This is a genomic window from Acidipila rosea (genome assembly GCF_004339725.1).
GTDB lineage: Bacteria > Acidobacteriota > Terriglobia > Terriglobales > Acidobacteriaceae > Acidipila > Acidipila rosea.
On the sequence record NZ_SMGK01000003.1, the window covers coordinates 177228 to 192996 of the forward strand.

A 15769-nucleotide genomic window follows, 5' to 3' on the forward strand; every position below is an offset into this window, starting at 1 on the left:
GAACTACACTGGATTGGAAGCCCCGCATCTGACATGGAGAAGGAACCGCTGTTGAGTCTGCATCCTTTCGACGATCAACCTCAAAAGGCAGCGGCAAGCCACAAGGGACGGTCCCTCTGGCTTTGGAGTCTGGTGACGGTTACCGTGTTGCTGATCGTCGCCGACCTGTTTTTCCGGATTGTGTTTGGAGCGGGCAACCCGGTGATGGCGATCGCCGATGTTCCGAGTGGCTACATCCTTAAACCGGACCAGGAGATACACAGGTTTGGTGACAAGCTAATCTCCATCAACAGCTATGGAATGCGTGCCGATCCCGTGCCGGCACAAAAGCCGCTGGGTACGGAGAGGATTTTCTTTATCGGGGATTCGGTGACCTATGGTTCGACACGGGTCGATCAGAACGAAATCTTCTCCGAGCGGATTCATCACGAGCTTCCCGCCGTGATTCATCGTCCAGTGCAGGTATTGAACGGCTCGGCCAGTGCATGGGCAATCGGCAATGAGCTGGGTTACCTCTCCTCCCGTGGAACCTTCAACTCTGATCTCGTCATACTCGTGCTGAACAGCGGCGACATCATGGAACCATTTGCCACGCTCAGTGACGTGGGGGAGGGTGTCATGACCGTGAAGCCGTGGAGCGCACTGGACGAGATATATGTTCGGATCATCAAGGGACGCCTGCTCCACCTGGTGCGCATTCAGGATCGCGGCACCATACCTGAAGAGATTGGGCCGAACCAGATTCCGAACAACCTCGCCCTGCTCACGCAGTTCCATAATTTCGTAGAGGCCCACGGTGCCAGGATGGCCATTGTCTTCATTCCCTTTCGCGGATTCACCCCTTCTAACTCGTCTTCTTCCGCGCCCGCTGCTCTGACGGAGTGGAGCGAACGCCATGGGGTGCCGCTGCTGGATACGACCGCAGTGCTTACCTCGGAGCCGGTTTCGTCGGTCAGCTTCGACGGCTTTCACCTGACGTCGCTGGGGCACAGGCTGGTCGCGCAGGACATGGAATCGCATTGGGCGCAGATTGATCGGAATATTAAAAACCCGGCTCCGTCGAACTGAATCTTAGTCTGTATGCCTACTTTGACTCACAATGCAGCAGACAGCGGGACCTTCACCCTGGGTGGAGACCTGAAGATTCACAGACTCGGCTACGGCGCCATGCGCATCACCGGCGACGGCATCTGGGGCGAACCTAAAGATGCCGCTGAGAGCAAAAGAGTTCTGCAGCGCGCCGTCGATGCTGGAGTGACCTTCATCGACACCGCAGATGCCTATGGGCCTGAAGTCAGCGAGCGCCTTATCGCAGAAGCGCTTCATCCCTATCCACAGAATCTGGTGATCGCCACCAAGGGCGGCCTGACACGCTACGGGCCGAACAAATGGGAGCCTCTAGGTCGGCCTGAGTATCTTCGTCAGTGTGTCGAGATGAGTCTGCGCCGCTTGAAAGTAGAACGCATCGACCTCTGGCAGCTCCATCGCATTGATCCCAAGGTACCTGTCGAGGAGTCCCTGGGCGTTATCAAGGACATGCAGCAGCAGGGCAAGATTCGCCACGTCGGCCTCTCTGAAGTGAAGCCCCACGAGATAGACCAGGCGCGCAAGGTTACTGATATCGTCAGCGTACAGAATCTCTTCAACCTGGGAGACCAGAAGCACGCCGACACGCTGGAGTACTGTGAAAAGAACCACCTGGGCTTCATCCCGTGGTTCCCGGTCGCTGCCGGTAAGCTCACGAAGGAAGGTGGTCCGCTCGACGCAGCCGCCAAGCGGCATAACGCAACCATCACGCAGCTGGCGCTTGCGTGGCTGCTGCACCGGTCCCCGGTCATGCTGCCGATTCCTGGAACCTCTTCCGTGAAGCACCTTGAGGAGAATATTGGCGCCGCCTCCGTCAAGCTGAGCGATCAGGAGTGGAAGTCGCTCGAAGAGGAAGCCGCCAAGGCGGTCTGAACCGGAAGCCCCGCGTCTCTGCTAGGGAGGCGTGGGGCTCGCCCGCTAGGAAGGATCAGGAAATCCGCTCCATCAAGCCGCCTTCTGTAAGCCTATAAATTTTTCCGCGCCACAGAATCGTGCTGCTCGTGTAGCTGGCCGCCCAGAAGAAGAAGCCCATGAGATCACGCAGCGGGTAGAGCAGGCATGTCCGGAGGATGTGCCGCTCCTGCAGCACCATGCTGCTGAGGACCGCCGCCATCAATGAGCGGGCGCAGAGGCTGAAGAGCAGCAATCCGGTGCCGAGCAGCGGCTTCTGCATCGCTGCAGCGGCAGCAAAAGCCAGCAGACCAAAGGGCACGGCAAACGTAAGTGCCGTGCCGAAGTGTCCCTTGGGGCGTGAAAAGCGGGTGGACTTCATCCATCGCGCCTGGTGTTTCATTGACGCTGCAAAGCTGTGGTTGAGAATCACATGGTCGATGACATGGCCGGAGAGAACGACCGTCGCCGTCTTCGCGATTTCATTGCCCAGCAGGAAGTCGTCGGAGCAATAGGGTCCGAGTATTCCGAAACCGCCCATCCGCTCCACGCTTTCGCGGCGCGCGGCCATCGTTGGCCCCAGCATGAAGAGCATTCCCTCCAGCAGATTTGCCACCAGCACGCCGGAGGTCATCTCGACGGACATTCCGACTGCTTCCAGCTTTGCCCACAGGCCCTGCTCCGCAGCGCCCCGATAGAGGCAGGTCACGCCACCGACATTTTTATCCGCAAACGGCGCAACCACCTCGCGTAGATAGTCGCGGCTTACGCGCACATCGCTGTCGCTGATGATGAAGATGTCCGAGGTCGCTGCCGCTGCCATTCGCTCGAGCGAAGAAACCTTCGCATTGATGTAGGTCGCCTCACCGGTACTCAGAAACTGAACGGGAATATGCGGATAGCGCGAGGCCACCTGGCGGGCAATCGCGAGCCCGGCGTCGTCTTCGCGGCGCGCGCAGAAAAGAATCTCATACGCTGGATAGTCCTGCGTGAAAAAGCTCTCAAGGTGAGCTGCGAGTCCGGGCTCAGCTCCATGCAGTGGTTTCAGCAGGCTTACCGGAGGTTGAAAGCCCGCAGCCCGCCGCTGGGCACGCGCGTCATGCCGGAAGCGGCGAACTCCGGCAAAGACCAGACCCATGAAAACAGTAGAAGTGAGAAGGCCGAAGATACCCAGGCCTAAAAGAATACGCAGGAAAAGCAGCATGCAGGCGGACGAGTCAGGCTCCCCGCTTGCCGCGTGGCTGAGTGCCTACCGTGAAGGGACGCCGCAGCGGGACAATTGCCCCCTCCTGCTGCGGGAAGCCCTGCTGCATGCGGCTCAGCATCTCTGTGCGGACATAGTCGACGAAGCTCTGCATCTGCCGGTTCATCTCCTCCATGCGCTCGCGCATCTGCAGGATGATGGCGATGCCGGATATGTTCACGCCGAGGTCGCGCGCGAGGTTCAGGATAAATTCCAGCCTCTCCAGGTCTTCGTCTGTATAGAGGCGTGTGTTGCCTTCCGTGCGGGAGGGCTTCAGCAGACCCTCGCGCTCATAGAGACGCAGGGTCTGCGGATGGATATCGTACATCTCGGCCACGGCCGAGATCATGTATGCGCCCTTGGACTTACGTTTCGTTGGCATAGCTTGCCTGCACAGATTCTAATGCACTTTGCCCGCGCTGGTTCCCGCTAACTGATCTCGAAGATATTCTCAGCCTTGCCAGAGATAGCCATAGCGCGCTCTGCGATCTGCCGTGCGACCGAATAAAAGTGCGCAACCCGCGGCGATTCCGGCCCAGCCAGAGCCAGCGGCATACCGGTGTCTCCGCCCCGGCGAATCTCCGGGTCAAGCTCGACCGAGCCGAGAAAGGGCAGGTTGAACTGCGCCGCCGTACGCTCCGCTCCGCCTTTGGAGAAAATGTCGATCTCCTGGTGGCAGTGCGGACAGGTGAAATGGCTCATATTCTCGACAATGCCCAGCACTTCTACATTGACCTGATGAAACATCTCCAGAGCCTTACGAGCATCCTGCAGCGAGACGTCTGACGGGGTCGAAACGACCACCGCCCCGGTCAGCGGCACGGTCTGGACCAGGGAAATCACCACATCGCCCGTACCCGGCGGCAGATCGACCAGCAGGAAGTCCAGCTCTCCCCACTCCACCTGCTGCAGAAACTGGCGGATGATCTGGTGGAGCATCGGGCCGCGCATGACCAGCGGTTTGTCGCCGGGCGAGATCAGGCCGACTGAGATCACTTTGACCCCATGGGCGAGATTCGGCTCAATGTTGTTGTTCGGGAGCACTTTTGGCTGCCTGGTCGAGCCCATCATCAGGGGAACATTCGGGCCGTAGATGTCAGCGTCCAGCAGCCCTACCTTGTAGCCGAGCTGGGCCAGCGCCACAGCCAGGTTGACCGACAGCGTCGTCTTGCCTACGCCGCCCTTGCCTGAGCCGATTGCGACTATGTTTGCTACTCCCGGCAGCGAAGCCGGGCCCTGCGGGGCGTGTCCATGTGCCATGATTTCAATCCTTCTATCTATCTTCCTGTTATACGTTGCCGGGGCGGACCGAGCCCTTTATGGCCGCTTCCGCTGGTCTGCCCGCCCGCTTGCGCTCCAGTTCCTTCTGGCGTAATTCGCGACGGCGGCCTGCGTCAGCATAGTGACGTTTCTCTTCCTCGGTTTCAGGAGCAAGCTGGGGAACAGGTACCCGGCGGCCCTGCGAATCAACCGCTACAAACGTTAGATACGCTGAGGCCACATGCCGGTGCATTCCTGCGATGGTGTTTTCCACCCAGACCTTTACGCCCACTTCCATCGATGTGTTGAATGCCCGATTGAGCGAAGATTTAAGGATCAGCAGGTCTCCGACGTGTACCGGTGCAATGAAATCAATGTGATCCATCGATGCCGTCACTACATGGGTTCTCGAATGGCGGTAGGCTGCCATCGCGCCCACCAGATCGATGAAGTGCATCAGTCTCCCGCCAAGCAGGTTGCCCAGGGTGTTTGTATCGTTAGGCAGGATCAGCTCCGTCATCTCTGACTGCGATTCGGAGATCTTGCGAACCGGCACAGCAGGTCCAGAAAAATCCATGTTTGGTCTACCTTCAACTTTCCACTGAACTGGCGATTAGAATGAGACTCGGCGCATTTGTGCCGCTACTCTCAAAGTTGCAGGATGCATGAGAGTTTTGCAAGCCGGAAGGAATAAAGGCAGCGACAGATGGACAAAATCGCAATGTTGAATGAGATTCTAGCCGCCCAGCCCGGCGATGCCTTTGCCCGCTACGGATTGGCCATGGAACACGCCAGCCAGGGCAATGTCGACACTTCACTTGCCGAGTTCTCCCGCCTTCTTGCCGAGCACCCTGATTACACGGCCGGCTACTTTATGGCAGCGCAGACGCTCGCCAAAGCTGGCCGGACAGACGAGGCAAAGCAGCGCCTTCATGAAGGGATTGCCAGCGCCCGCGCGACCGGCAACGCCCATGCGCTCAGTGAAATGCAGGCCATGCTCGATGAACTTGAATAGCGCTCGGGTGCAGGCTCCGCTGTAGTGGCATGAAACGTATCTGAGCCTGCCGTCCACTTTGCGTGGTCTGAATCGCTCACCGCTTCATCAAAATGAGAATGAGAGAGTACCGCGCAGACGCAACAAAGTACGCGCATAATCACAAACTATGAAGATCCCCTTGTTTCCGCTCGATGTAGTGCTCTTTCCGGGGGCGCAGCTGCCGCTGCACATTTTCGAAGAGCGGTACAAGGAGATGGTCGAGTTCTGCCTGGCGGAGGATATGCCCTTCGGAGTCGTCCGTGCACAGCGTGAAGGCCTGGCGGTTATCGGTTGCACCGCGTCCATCACGCGCGTCCTTCATCGCTACCCTGACGGGCGGCTGGACATCATGACCCAGGGCCGCGAACGCTTCGAGATTGAGCAGCTAGACAACTCCCGTAGCTTTCTGCAGGCAGAGGTGGATTTTTTTGACGATGATGAAGGCGCTTCCTCTACCCGCGCGCAGCGCGAGGAGTGCATGGCCCTGCATTTTGAGGTGCTGGAGCTCGCCGGTGTTGAGGCGCAGGTCCTGCCCTTGAACCTCGATTGCCTCATTTCGTTTCAGCTGGCGGCAGCCCTTCCTTCGGATCTTGGTTTCAAGCAGCAGCTGCTTGGTTTGCGCTCGGATGCGGAGCGCTCTCGTCATCTGCTCGACTTCTACAACGCCATGCTGCCCAAACTGCGCCGTGGCGCGCAGGCGACAAAACGGGCAGCAGACAACGGCCATATCATGTAAGCAGAGAACCAGACGAGGAGTATCTGAATGCCCGCAAACCGTACCCAGACCCAGCCCCTGCCCCAGACGCTGGGCGAGCTTCGCACGAGCAGCTTCGCGAAAACCTCAGCTCCGTCGCGCACGGTCAAAGACGAGTTGCGCGAGAATCTGCTGGCCCGTCTTCGTCTGCATGAACCGATCTTTCCCGGCATCGTCGGATATGACGATACGGTTGTGCCGCAGATCGTCAACGCCGTGCTTTCGCGGCAGAACTTCATCCTGCTCGGGCTGCGGGGCCAGGCCAAGAGCCGCATTTTGCGCGCTCTCACCGCTCTGCTTGATGAGCAGATGCCCTACATAGCAGGCTGCGAAATCCGCGATAATCCCTTCCATCCGCTTTGCAGGCGCTGCCTCAACCTGGTCTCCGCGCGGGGAGACGCAACCCCTGTTGCCTACCTCAGCCGCCATGAGCGCTATGTCGAGAAGCTGGCTACTCCGGACGTCACCGTTGCCGATCTGGTAGGCGACCTCGACCCAATCCGCGCAGCCCGCAGCGGAGAAGACTTGTCGAGCGAGCTCACCATGCACTATGGTCTGTTGCCCCGCGCAAACCGCGGCATCTTTGCCATCAATGAACTGCCCGATCTCGCCGGCAAGATTCAGGTTGCGCTCTTCAACATCATGCAGGAGGGCGACGTTCAGATTAAGGGCTATCCGGTGCGGCTGGAGCTGGATGTTGCACTGGTCTTCAGCGCAAACCCGGAGGACTACACGGCGCGCGGCAAGATCGTCACCCCGCTCAAGGACCGCATCGGCTCCGAGATACGCACGCACTACCCCGCCACGCTTGAGGAAGGCATCGCCATCACTTCGCAGGAGGCCTGGATCGATCGTGACCATGGCAACGTGGAAGTGCCCGACTACATGCGCGAAATCGTGGAGCAGGTGGCCTTCTCCGCGCGCGAAGAAAAGCGCGTGGACAAGCGCAGCGGCGTCAGCCAGCGGCTGCCGATTTCGACCATGGAGCTGGTCGTGTCGAATGCCGAGCGGCGCGCGGTCATCAGCGGAGAGTCGCTGGTCATGCCCCGAGTCAGCGATCTTTATGCAGCCCTGCCGGGCATCACCGGCAAGATCGAACTCGAGTACGAGGGCGAGATGCGCGGGGCTGACACCGTGGTGCGCGAGATCATCCGCGGCGCCATCGGGAAGGTCTTTGACCGCTACTTCGCAGGCGCCAACACGCAGCAGATCGAGCAGTGGTTCAATCTCGGCGGCTCCATCAAGTTTGATGATGACCAGAGCAGCAAAAGCATCGCCGCTGAACTGAAGCAGATCCAGGGGCTGATGGAGAAGCTGGCTCCGCTGAAGGTCAAAGCGTCGGATGCCCCGGAGAGACTGGTAGCCGCCTCAGAGTTTCTGCTCGAAGGCATGCACGCCCATCGGCGCCTCAGCCGTACGGAAGAGCGCGGCTTCACCGCGCAGGAAAAAGCCCAACGTCGCGCGGAGCGTGCTTCTGAGGCCGGCGATGAGCGTGAGTACGACGACTGGCAGCAGCGGCGCTCCCGGCGCGGCGGGTTGAACTAGGCAGCACTATTCCTGTTTTCCGCTGCCGGTCTTCGGGTTGTCGGTATACGAGCCGGTCGCGTGCAGTCCGCCGGTGGAGGCAGGATTATGCTGCGCCTGCGGTGCGGGCCCGCTGACATTGTTCTGCAGGTGTTCCCTCTGCTCCTCATCGTGTTTGCCCTGGGTTTTGGCGCTTCGGGGTTCTGTGGACTGGACGCCGGGCGAAGGGTGCTCGGTAGTGTCGCCGCCGGCAGCTTCCTCATGGTGGCTTTTCCCGTCCTTGGGCCGAATTTTAGAGGTGATTGTCATAGTCGTCTTTCTCCCGTTCAGTGAGATGCGGCTTCCTGCTAACCTCGTCTCATGGATCACCTCTGGACCCCCTGGCGCTATCAATATGTCACCACTGCCGACGGCCCTCAGCGGCAGGGCGTTCCGCCCGAGCTGGTGGCGTGGCCAGACGATCTCCACTGTGTTTTCTGCAATATGGTCGCCTCTGCCGACTATGCCGTGGTGAACGGAATGCCCCGTGAAGAGGCGGAAAAGGCCGCGCTGATCGTCGAGCGGGGAGAGTTCTGCTTTGTCTGCCTCAATCGCTACCCCTACTCCTCGGGTCACATCATGGTGTTGCCCTATGAGCACACCAGCTCGCTCGCCGCGCTGCCCGCCTCCACGGCGCATGAGCTGATGGACACCGCGCAGCGGGCCGAGCGCGCGCTGCGCAGCCTCTACTCCCCTGAGGGGCTGAACATGGGCATCAACCTGGGTCGGGCCGCCGGAGCGGGCGTGGCCGGGCACCTGCACCTGCACGCATTGCCGCGCTGGACCGGCGACACGAACTTCCTTACCACCATCGGCGAGACGCGCATCCTGCCGGAGGAGTTGGAAGTGACATGGCAGCGGATGCGCGACGCATTCCGTGAACCCGCATAGAGATCGCAGTCATCGAATCTCCTGAAGCATCCCTGATTGAAGTAACCCCGATGCACCAAGGAGAGTTCCATGCCCAAAGCAGTCATCATCCCGCAGATAGGCGGCCCGGAAGTCCTCCGGATCGAAGATATTCCCTCGAAGCAGCCAGGCCCTGGCGAGGCGAGGATTCGTGTCGAAGCGGTCGGTCTGAATCGCGCCGAGGCCCTGTACATGCGCGGTGCTTATTTCGAACAGCCGAAACTACCCTCTCGCGTTGGCTATGAAGCCGCAGGCGTGGTGGACGCGGTGGGTGAAGGCGTCGACCCCACTTGGATTGGCAAGCGTGCCGCCTCGGTCCCCGGCTTTTCCATGAACACCAATGGCGTGATAGGTGAAGAGGCGATTGTTCCCGCCGACACTCTGGGTGAGTATCCAGCAAAGCTCACTGCCGTTGAAGGCGCAGCTGTCTGGATGCAGTACATGACCGCCTATGGCGCGCTGATTCATTACGGCAAGCTCACCGGGGGCGACTTCGTGATCATCCCCGCGGCATCCAGCAGCGTGGGGCTGGCAGCCATTCAGATCGCGCGGGCAGAGGGCGCGATTTCCATCGCCACGACTCGCAGCTCAAAGAAGAAGCAGGAACTGCTCGATCTGGGCGCACAGCATGTCATCGCCACCGAGGAAGAAGATCTCGTCGCGAAGGTCAAGGAGATCACCGGCGGCAAAGGCGCGCGACTCATCTTTGATCCTGTCGCCGGGCCATTCCTCGAGAAGCTGGCGCAGGCTGCGGCACCGGGCGGCACGATCTTCGAGTATGGCCTCCTGTCAATGCAGCCGACGCCCTTCCCGCTGATAGCCGCGATGTCCAAGGGGCTCAAGATCCAGGGGTATACGTTGATGGAGATCCGCCATGATCCAACCCTGCTTAGCAAGGCGAAGAAGTACATCTTCGATCGTCTTGAAGACGGACGCTTTCATCCGAAGATCGCGAAGACTTTCCCGCTTTCTCAGGTAGTCGAGGCCTATCAGTATCTCGAATCGAATGCCCAGGTGGGTAAGGTTGTGATTACAGTTTGAATAAATCACACCCCGGTGGAATTGACACTGGTTCCACCGGGCTCTATCATCAAAGGGTGAGTTACGCGGTGGGAACCTCGCGCAGCTCATGGTCGCAGCTCCTGCAATTCCCTACCTCGATGATGCCATCCGAATGGAGAGATTTTCTCCAGAGCTCACGCCTCGCGGGATGAGAGCAGGAACAACGGCCCCCGAATCTTTTCACGCCATTGCTGAATCATAATGGTGGCCGGAAAGAAAAACTGCGGCGCGCGAGCCTCATCCACTCCCCGTCCGCGGGAGGGAAGCACCAGATTCCCAAAAGCTGGCTGTTATGTCACACGTCTTAAATCCTGAACAAACCGAGAGCAATCCTCTGAACACCGAACTGGAAACCCCAACGCTGGAAGCAGCGACGGAGCACGCAGAGCCGTCCAACGAAACCACCCCTAACCCGGAAGCGAACGCCGCTCCCGCCGCACAGCCGACTGCTGTCGTCGAGCCCGAAACTTCGGCTGACGACTCCGACTTCAGCATGGAAGACTTTGCCGCTGCGCTCGAATCCTTCGATCGCGAACAGGCCGCAGAAGCCGCGTCGCAGTCTTTCGATGATGCCGCCATCGTGACCGGCACTGTCATCAAGCTGACGGATAAGCACGTTGTCGTCGACGTCGGACTCAAGTCCGAGGGCATGATCCCGATCGAGCAGGTTCTTGACCACACTGGCCAGCCAAAGCTGAAGGCCGGTGATCAGGTTGAGGTCGTGGTCGAGCGCGAAGAGCAGGAGGGTGGTTATCTGCTGAGCTTTGATAAAGCCCAGCGGCACCGTGTTTGGGATGTGATCGAGAAGGCTGCCAACGAGAAAACGCCGGTCAAGGGCATTGTGCTCGGCCGCGTCAAGGGTGGTTTGACTGTTGACATCGGCACCAAGGCTTTCCTGCCCGGTTCGCAGCTTGAGGTTCGCCCGGTGCGCAATCTCGACGCCTACATCGGCCAGGAGATTGAAGTTCGCGTCATCAAGCTGAACAAGAAGCGCGGCAATGTCGTCGTATCCCGCAAGGAAATCCTTGAAGAGGAGCAGACGGCCAAGCGCGGCGAAACCCTTGAGAATCTTGAAGAAGGCACCATCCTCACCGGCGTCGTTAAAAATCTGACCGACTACGGCGCATTCGTCGACCTCGGTGGCATCGACGGCCTGCTGCACATCACCGATATGTCCTGGGGCCGCCTGACTCATCCGCGAGATCTTGTGAACGTCGGCGATGAGATTCAGGTAAAGGTCTTAAAGTTCGATAAAGATAAGCAGCGCGTTTCGCTTGGCTTCAAGCAGTTGACTCCTGATCCGTGGCTGGATGCCGTTGAGCGCTATCCGATTGGCGCTCGTGTTCGCGGCCGCGTCCTCAGCGTGACTGACTACGGCTCTTTCGTAGAGCTGGAGCAGGGCATTGAAGGGCTCGTCCACGTCTCTGAGATGACCTGGTCCAAGCGGATGAAGCATCCGTCGAAGATGGTCAAGCCCGGCGACGAAGTCGAGACGGTTATCCTCGCGGTCAACCCGAGCGACCGCCGTATCTCCCTCGGCATGAAGCAGCTTCTCGAAAATCCCTGGGAGAACCTCACCGAGCGTTACCCCACGGGCACTGAGGTCGAGGGCCGCGTCCGCAATCTCACCGATTTCGGCGCGTTCATTGAAATCGAAGATGGCATCGACGGACTCGTCCACGTCTCGAACCTGAGCTGGACCAAGCGCGTCAAGCATCCTTCTGAAGTTCTCAAGAAGGGTGAAAAGGTCAAGGCTGTCGTTCTCGGCGTCGAGCCGGAGAACCGCCGCCTGTCGCTTGGCGTCAAGCAGCTCCAGCCCGATGTCTGGGAGACGTTCTTCGCCCAGCACCGCGTTGGCGATGTCGTCCACGGCAAGGTTCTGCGTTCGGCGCAGTTCGGCTCCTTCGTTGAGATCGCCGAGGGTGTTGAAGGTCTCTGCCATGTCTCGGAAGCAACCGAGGCGGACGGCACCCCAGCCAAGATGGATGTTGGTCAGGAGCACGAGTTCAAGATCATCAAGATGAACCAGGACGAGAAGAAGGTCGGTCTCAGCCTTCGCGCAGTCGGCGAAGAGGCCAGCCGCGCGGATGTCGAGGCATACAAGGCCCCGGTATCGAGCTCAACCACGACCCTGGGTGACCTGATGAACTGGAAGCGTCAGTAAAAGCTCTACCGCTTTACGCAGTGAACAGATGCCACTCCTCGCGGGGTGGCATTTTTGCTGCACAGCGCGAGGCCTAAAATAGGAAGCAGGAGAAAATCATGGAAAAGGCGACATTCGGCGCAGGTTGCTTCTGGGGCGTGGAGCTGCGCTTCCAGCAGGAGCCCGGCGTCATCGAAACTGCGGTCGGTTATGAAGGCGGCAAGCTCGACAGTCCCACGTACCGGGATGTCTGCAGCGACAGCACCGGCCATGCAGAGGTGGTGGAGCTGACCTTCGATCCTGCCAAGACCAGCTATGAGCGCCTCCTGGCGCTTTTCTTTGAACTCCACGATCCGACCCAGCTCAACCGACAGGGGCCGGACTGGGGCACGCAGTACCGCAGTGTCATCTTCTTCCACTCGCCTTCGCAGGAGGCCGAGGCACACCGGATGATCGAGCGGCTGACGTCTGAGCAGCGGTTCTCAAAGCCCATCGTGACGCAGGTCGTTCCTGCCCAGACCTTCTGGCGCGCCGAGGATTACCATCAGAAATACCTTGAGAAGCGCGGCGCAGCCAGCTGCCACATCTAGGTTCAGGGCGAACGGCTCCTCATCCTCCAGTGAGGCAATGTGAGCGGGCGTTCGCCTGAAACCTTCCAACTCAACTAGAATCAAACGTTCGACGGATATTCAGTAAAGGGAGCTTTTCCTTGGCAGACACAATTTACGACTTGGCGATTATCGGCGGCGGTCCTGCCGGTTATACCTCGGCGATTCGCGCCGGGCAGTATGGTTTGAAGGTTGCGCTGATCGAGCGCGAATCGAAGCTGGGTGGCACATGCCTGCACTGGGGCTGCATCCCGACCAAGTCGCTGCTCTTCAACGCCGAGATCTACGACCATTTCAAGCATGCCAAGGAGTACGGCATTGAAGGTCTGGGCGAAGCGAAGATCAACTGGAAAACTATCCTCGACCGCAAGAACCAGATCGTCGCCAAGCACGCGAAAGGACTCGACTTCCTGATGCGCAAGAACAAGGTCACCGTCGTGCCGGGCTTCGGCAAGCTGACCGGCCCTGCCAAGGAAGGCATCCACTCGGTGGAAGTCTCGAATGACGGAAAGGCGCAGACCATCAAGGCGAAAAATGTAGCCGTCGCCACCGGCTCCGATGCACGCATGCTGCCCGGGCTCAAGGCGGACGACCGCATCCTGACCAACATGGAGATCCTCAACATCAATGACATTCCCAAGTCGATGATCATCATCGGTGCGGGCGCGGTCGGTGTTGAGTTCGGCTCCATCTTTCGCAGCTTCGGCTCTGAAATCACCATCGTTGAGTACCTGCCGCGGCTGGTTCCCAATGAGGATGAGGATGTCTCAAAGGAGCTTGCCCGTACCTTCAGGAAGCGCGGCATTGACATCAACGTAGGCGCCAAGGTCGAGACCGTCGAGCGGACGAAGACCGGCGTCAAGGTCACCTTCACCGCATCAGATGGCAAACAGGTCGTCAAGGAAGCGGAGAAGGTTCTGGTTGCTGTGGGCCGCTCGCCGCGTACGGAAAATATCGGGCTTGAGAATACAAAGATCAAGCCGGAGCGCGGCTTCATCAAGACGAACGAGTGGATGCAGACCGATGAGCCGGGCGTCTTTGCCATCGGCGATATCGTGATGGGCCTGCCGCAACTCGCGCACGTCGGCGCAATGGCCGGTGTGGTCGTCGCTGCCAGGGTCGCGGGCAAATATGCACGCCCGATTCGCCGTGAGCGCATCCCGGGCTGCACCTACACTGAGCCGCAGATCGGCAGCGTGGGCCTCACTGAAGCGCAGGCAAAGGAAAAGGGTCTGCAGATCAAGGTTGGCAAGTTCCCGTTCTCTGCCAACTCCAAGGCCTCGATCATCGATTCGCACGAGGGCTTCATCAAGGTCGTTGCAGATGCCAAGTACGGCGAGATCCTCGGTGTACACATCATCGGCCCTTCGGCAACGGAGCTGATCGCCGAAGCTGTGCTGGCGATCGAACTCGAATCGACCATCGAAGACCTCATGTTCACGATCCATGCGCATCCCACCCTCGCCGAAGGTATGCTCGACGCCTTTGGCAGTGTGGAGAACCTCGCCATCAACGTTTAATGCTCCCGCACCTCCTGCTGCGAGCCCTGGGGCTTCGCAGCAGGAGTACCACTCCCGAAGCCTCCTTCCATGAACGAACCCATCCAGGTGAGTCAGCGTTTCCGCCGCATCGTCGAAGCTACCGTCCGCGAGTTGCTCACGAATGCCGCCAGCGATGAGCGTCTCATTCCGCACCTTGAGAACGCAGACCATCGCCGCAGGCAGGCGCTGCTCGTCAGAAAGCAGCTGGAGAGAGCCTTTCGTCTGATGGAGTTGCTCGGCGCTGCCCGGACAGACTCCGACCGCGCCGCTTGATCTCGATGGTTTGGACCACCCGCCGTCCTTCGTCGTAGTTCCTCAAAATCCTGATTGCCTGCAGGCAAAGGAAAGACGAAGATAGAGGGATGCAGGCAGCAGCCACAGCCGGTGAATCACCCCGCGTGAACTGGCTCTTTCTCGATCTCAACTCCTACTTCGCATCGGTAGAGCAGGAGCTGCGTCCGGAGCTGCGCGGAAGGCCCATCGCTGTTGTCCCCGTCATGGCGGACACGACCTGCTGCATCGCTGCCAGCTATGAGGCAAAGGCCTTCGGTATAAAGACCGGCACTCAGGTGGGCGAGGCAAAGCGACTTTGTCCCGGCGTCGAGCTGGTCGAGGCTCGTCACGAAATCTACGTCGAGTATCACAACCGGATCACGAAGGCTGTCGAGCTGTGCGTTCCCGTTGCGGCAGTCCTCTCCATCGACGAGATGGCCTGCAGGCTGATCGGACGGGAGCAGCCGCTGATCGCCGCCCTTGATCTTGCTGAGCGCATCAAGGCATCCATCCGCAAACACGCAGGTGAAACCCTGCGCTGCTCGGTTGGCCTCGCGCCCAATCGCTACCTCGCGAAGATCGCCTCCGATATGGAGAAGCCCGACGGCCTGGTTGCGCTCACTCCGGATATTCTTCACGCAGCCCTCTCCGGGCTCGTCCTGCGCGATCTGCCGGGCGTTGGCGCACGCATGGAGCGGCGGCTGAACGACTGCGGCATCCGCACCATGGCGCAACTGCTCGCGCTCGACCGTGAAGGGATGAACCAGGTCTGGGGCGGCGTCAACGGTGAGAAGCTATGGCACTGGCTCCGAGGTGAAGACTTCAACGATCCAGCGCTCGAGCACCAGAAGTCGATCAGCCAAAGCCACGTCCTGCCGCCCGAACTGCGTACCGCGGAGGGCAGCTACGCCGTCGCCCACAAGCTGCTCCACAAGGCCGCGATGCGGCTGCGCACGGCCCGCCTGTGGACGACTCATGTGACCCTGACCATCAAATATGCCGTGCCGAAGGAGGCTGCGCTTAAGCGGCATTACTCCGGCATTCCGCAGAGCGGCTGGTCAGCCGGCACCAGCGTGATCGAGTGCCAGGACAACCAGACGCTCGTCGAAGCTCTGCGAAAGCTCTGGGAAGGACGGCCTCGCAGCCAGTATCACGAGAAGCCGTTCTATGTAGGCGTCTGGCTGGGCAACCTGGTCCCTGACCATCTGCACACGCTCAGTCTCTTCTCCGGGCTCGAATCGGAAAACCGCCGCACCCGGCTCTCAGTCGTCATGGATTCGCTCAACCATAAATACGGCCTCGACACTCTGGCGCCTGCGAGCATGCTGCTGGCGCGCGCCGCTGCGCCGACGAGGATCGCCTTCACCAGCATTCCCGACCTCTTCTGAGGAGGGATATTC

General features: G+C 59.7%; 17 protein-coding genes. 12 read left to right on the forward strand and 5 right to left on the reverse strand.

Going from position 1 to position 15769, the window contains the following annotated elements; all coding sequences use genetic code 11:
- The first annotated feature begins 33 nt into the window (after positions 1 to 33).
- Together C7378_RS10760 and C7378_RS10765 are read left to right on the forward strand one after the other, a co-directional pair.
- Complete coding sequence (locus tag C7378_RS10760) at positions 34 to 1068, forward strand: SGNH/GDSL hydrolase family protein (RefSeq protein WP_131996152.1); 1035 nt, start codon at positions 34 to 36, stop codon at positions 1066 to 1068.
- Positions 1069 to 1080: 12 nt separating this feature from the next.
- Positions 1081 to 1959: an aldo/keto reductase gene (locus tag C7378_RS10765; protein WP_131996155.1), complete on the forward strand. Its 879-nt coding sequence runs from the start codon at positions 1081 to 1083 to the stop codon at positions 1957 to 1959.
- 55 nt (positions 1960 to 2014) lie between these two features.
- Here the strand turns inward: C7378_RS10765 and C7378_RS10770 are convergent, their stop codons facing one another.
- The 4 genes from C7378_RS10770 to C7378_RS10785 are packed head-to-tail and all read right to left on the reverse strand — an operon-like array spanning position 2015 to position 5057.
- Entirely contained in the window at positions 2015 to 3181 is a 1167-nt protein-coding gene (locus C7378_RS10770; protein ID WP_131996158.1) for a glycosyltransferase, read from the reverse strand.
- A gap of 13 nt (positions 3182 to 3194) precedes the next feature.
- The gene (locus C7378_RS10775) at positions 3195 to 3602 is read right to left on the reverse strand and encodes a MerR family transcriptional regulator (protein ID WP_131996161.1); all 408 of its coding nucleotides are present in this window, start codon (positions 3600 to 3602) and stop codon (positions 3195 to 3197) included.
- Positions 3603 to 3649: 47 nt separating this feature from the next.
- Positions 3650 to 4480, reverse strand: a complete 831-nt coding sequence (locus tag C7378_RS10780) for an Mrp/NBP35 family ATP-binding protein (RefSeq protein ID WP_131996164.1) — start codon at positions 4478 to 4480, stop codon at positions 3650 to 3652.
- A gap of 28 nt (positions 4481 to 4508) precedes the next feature.
- A complete protein-coding gene (locus tag C7378_RS10785; protein WP_131996167.1) occupies positions 4509 to 5057 on the reverse strand; it encodes an acyl-CoA thioesterase in 549 nt (182 codons plus the stop codon).
- A 129-nt stretch (positions 5058 to 5186) separates the two neighbouring features.
- On the opposite strand from C7378_RS10785, the gene C7378_RS10790 reads away from it, so the two are divergent.
- From C7378_RS10790 to C7378_RS10800, 3 genes are all read left to right on the forward strand, one after another.
- Positions 5187 to 5495, forward strand: coding sequence for a tetratricopeptide repeat protein (locus tag C7378_RS10790; protein WP_131996170.1), 309 nt, complete (start codon positions 5187 to 5189; stop codon positions 5493 to 5495).
- Positions 5496 to 5643: 148 nt separating this feature from the next.
- Positions 5644 to 6252 carry an LON peptidase substrate-binding domain-containing protein gene (locus C7378_RS10795; protein WP_131996173.1) on the forward strand — a complete coding sequence of 203 codons (609 nt, stop codon included), beginning with the start codon at positions 5644 to 5646 and terminating at the stop codon, positions 6250 to 6252.
- Positions 6253 to 6279: 27 nt separating this feature from the next.
- Entirely contained in the window at positions 6280 to 7815 is a 1536-nt protein-coding gene (locus C7378_RS10800) for a magnesium chelatase ATPase subunit I (RefSeq protein ID WP_131996176.1), read from the forward strand.
- Between the two features lie 6 nt (positions 7816 to 7821).
- On the opposite strand, the gene C7378_RS10805 is transcribed toward C7378_RS10800, so the two are convergent.
- Positions 7822 to 8103 carry a hypothetical protein gene (locus C7378_RS10805; protein WP_131996179.1) on the reverse strand — a complete coding sequence of 94 codons (282 nt, stop codon included), beginning with the start codon at positions 8101 to 8103 and terminating at the stop codon, positions 7822 to 7824.
- Positions 8104 to 8154: 51 nt separating this feature from the next.
- Between C7378_RS10805 and C7378_RS10810 the strand changes: the two genes are divergently transcribed.
- The 7 genes from C7378_RS10810 (at position 8155) to C7378_RS10840 (ending at position 15757) form a co-directional block, all read left to right on the forward strand.
- Positions 8155 to 8724, forward strand: coding sequence for an HIT family protein (locus C7378_RS10810; RefSeq protein WP_131996182.1), 570 nt, complete (start codon positions 8155 to 8157; stop codon positions 8722 to 8724).
- Between the two features lie 69 nt (positions 8725 to 8793).
- Positions 8794 to 9783, forward strand: coding sequence for a zinc-dependent alcohol dehydrogenase family protein (locus C7378_RS10815; protein WP_131996185.1), 990 nt, complete (start codon positions 8794 to 8796; stop codon positions 9781 to 9783).
- A gap of 313 nt (positions 9784 to 10096) precedes the next feature.
- Entirely contained in the window at positions 10097 to 11968 is a 1872-nt protein-coding gene (locus C7378_RS10820; protein ID WP_131996188.1) for a 30S ribosomal protein S1, read from the forward strand.
- A gap of 98 nt (positions 11969 to 12066) precedes the next feature.
- Positions 12067 to 12537: a peptide-methionine (S)-S-oxide reductase MsrA gene (gene msrA, locus C7378_RS10825; protein WP_131996191.1), complete on the forward strand. Its 471-nt coding sequence runs from the start codon at positions 12067 to 12069 to the stop codon at positions 12535 to 12537.
- A gap of 119 nt (positions 12538 to 12656) precedes the next feature.
- The gene (lpdA, locus tag C7378_RS10830) at positions 12657 to 14075 is read left to right on the forward strand and encodes a dihydrolipoyl dehydrogenase (RefSeq protein ID WP_131996194.1); all 1419 of its coding nucleotides are present in this window, start codon (positions 12657 to 12659) and stop codon (positions 14073 to 14075) included.
- A gap of 69 nt (positions 14076 to 14144) precedes the next feature.
- On the forward strand, positions 14145 to 14369 hold the full coding sequence (locus C7378_RS10835; protein WP_131996197.1) for a hypothetical protein: 225 nt from the start codon (positions 14145 to 14147) through the stop codon (positions 14367 to 14369).
- An 89-nt stretch (positions 14370 to 14458) separates the two neighbouring features.
- Positions 14459 to 15757, forward strand: coding sequence for a DNA polymerase Y family protein (locus C7378_RS10840; RefSeq protein WP_131996200.1), 1299 nt, complete (start codon positions 14459 to 14461; stop codon positions 15755 to 15757).
- Positions 15758 to 15769: the final 12 nt, after the last annotated feature.

Excerpts from the sequence above, each read along its gene's own strand:
- C7378_RS10795 (WP_131996173.1), top strand. The coding sequence starts at position 5,644 with ATGAAGATCCCCTTGTTTCCGCTCGATGTAGTGCTCTTTCCGGGGGCG.
- C7378_RS10760 (WP_131996152.1), top strand. The coding sequence starts at position 34 with ATGGAGAAGGAACCGCTGTTGAGTCTGCATCCTTTCGACGATCAACCT.
- C7378_RS10785 (WP_131996167.1), bottom strand. The coding sequence starts at position 5,057 with ATGGATTTTTCTGGACCTGCTGTGCCGGTTCGCAAGATCTCCGAATCG.
- C7378_RS10840 (WP_131996200.1), top strand. The coding sequence starts at position 14,459 with ATGCAGGCAGCAGCCACAGCCGGTGAATCACCCCGCGTGAACTGGCTC.
- C7378_RS10805 (WP_131996179.1), bottom strand. The coding sequence starts at position 8,103 with ATGACAATCACCTCTAAAATTCGGCCCAAGGACGGGAAAAGCCACCAT.
- C7378_RS10775 (WP_131996161.1), bottom strand. The coding sequence starts at position 3,602 with ATGCCAACGAAACGTAAGTCCAAGGGCGCATACATGATCTCGGCCGTG.
- C7378_RS10835 (WP_131996197.1), top strand. The coding sequence starts at position 14,145 with ATGAACGAACCCATCCAGGTGAGTCAGCGTTTCCGCCGCATCGTCGAA.
- C7378_RS10765 (WP_131996155.1), top strand. The coding sequence starts at position 1,081 with ATGCCTACTTTGACTCACAATGCAGCAGACAGCGGGACCTTCACCCTG.
- C7378_RS10790 (WP_131996170.1), top strand. The coding sequence starts at position 5,187 with ATGGACAAAATCGCAATGTTGAATGAGATTCTAGCCGCCCAGCCCGGC.
- C7378_RS10815 (WP_131996185.1), top strand. The coding sequence starts at position 8,794 with ATGCCCAAAGCAGTCATCATCCCGCAGATAGGCGGCCCGGAAGTCCTC.
- C7378_RS10820 (WP_131996188.1), top strand. The coding sequence starts at position 10,097 with ATGTCACACGTCTTAAATCCTGAACAAACCGAGAGCAATCCTCTGAAC.
- C7378_RS10780 (WP_131996164.1), bottom strand. The coding sequence starts at position 4,480 with ATGGCACATGGACACGCCCCGCAGGGCCCGGCTTCGCTGCCGGGAGTA.
- C7378_RS10770 (WP_131996158.1), bottom strand. The coding sequence starts at position 3,181 with ATGCTGCTTTTCCTGCGTATTCTTTTAGGCCTGGGTATCTTCGGCCTT.
- msrA (WP_131996191.1), top strand. The coding sequence starts at position 12,067 with ATGGAAAAGGCGACATTCGGCGCAGGTTGCTTCTGGGGCGTGGAGCTG.
- C7378_RS10810 (WP_131996182.1), top strand. The coding sequence starts at position 8,155 with ATGGATCACCTCTGGACCCCCTGGCGCTATCAATATGTCACCACTGCC.
- C7378_RS10800 (WP_131996176.1), top strand. The coding sequence starts at position 6,280 with ATGCCCGCAAACCGTACCCAGACCCAGCCCCTGCCCCAGACGCTGGGC.